Raw genomic sequence first — 1,124 nt, forward strand, 5'->3', positions numbered from 1 at the left:
AGATACCTTGATAGGTTTGATACACAGATCTAAATCTGGGAAAAGCGTCTAGAGCTAAATCAATGGCGTTTTGTTGCGTCATATACTCGTTAATTCCGCGTAAATAAACAGCCTTAGAATCATTAACTTTTATTTCATCAAGATGAAATAAACGCCATTGAGATTTTAAAATATGATAAATTCGTGAATGCTTATCTTGGATAGTACGAATGGTCTGCGTGCGTTCATTATCTAAGGCACGCCCAGCCAGTTGAATAATATGGAAACGATCGATAATCGTGGCCGCATTGGGAAATAAGCGATGAATGAAGCTGCCATATTCAGCATTCATGTCAATCGTCACTGATTGAACTTGGGCACGTTCTTGAACCGAAAAACGAGCTTCAAAGTAGTCAATGATATCTTTACTTAGCCGATCTTTTAAAGTAACAATTCGGCGATGACTAACGGCATCGCAACAATTAAAGGACATCCAGTGATTACAGGAACGAAATTCATCAAAGCAAAGATTCTCTGGGAGATGTTTAACACGATAGGCTAAGTGAATATTGGCATTTAGGATTCGTTGAACACTGCTTGGCGAAATTCCACAAAGTTTAGCAATTTCTTTACTCGTCAACATATCGCGTGCCAAAACGATCACTTGATGTTTGATATTGTGTGTGAAAGTTTCGTTACGATTAACCAACTTAGTTTTAGCACCACAGGTTTTTGAACAATCTTTACATTGGTATCTTTGACGTTTTAAATGCATTTCGTAACGACCACCGGATAAGGTTCCTAAACGCAGGTGACTCATGTGAGTTCCGTTTTTAATTAAGCTTTTATGGCCACAATGTGGGCACTTTAAAAGTTGATAAGACAAAGTTGCATGGACGACATGAATACGTTGGTTTGTGGAACACCGTTCTTTAGAAATACCAGTGACAATTAAGTTTGGGTCTGTTATTTCGAATAAGCATAAGATAGAATTAGTTAGGGACATCTGAATTTCCTCTTTTCGATTTGTTTTGGCGATTAAATCGTAGCACAAAGAGGACAGATGTCCTTTTTTATTTTTCTGATTTTCAAAACAGACAAAAAACCGGTATTAGTTATTCACCAATACCAGAAAGTGTAGACCC

The 1,124-nt window shown here is 37.4% G+C and carries 1 protein-coding gene; it reads right to left on the minus strand.

All coding sequences use genetic code 11. The annotated features are described in order from the left end of the window. Window positions 1-985 (minus strand): ISL3 family transposase (locus tag EKM61_RS11940; protein WP_100077721.1); only part of this gene is annotated, 985 nt, incomplete at its 3' end. Between the last annotated feature and the right edge of the window lie 139 nt (window positions 986-1,124).

The organism is Loigolactobacillus backii (assembly GCF_003946275.1).
Classification (GTDB): domain Bacteria; phylum Bacillota; class Bacilli; order Lactobacillales; family Lactobacillaceae; genus Loigolactobacillus; species Loigolactobacillus backii.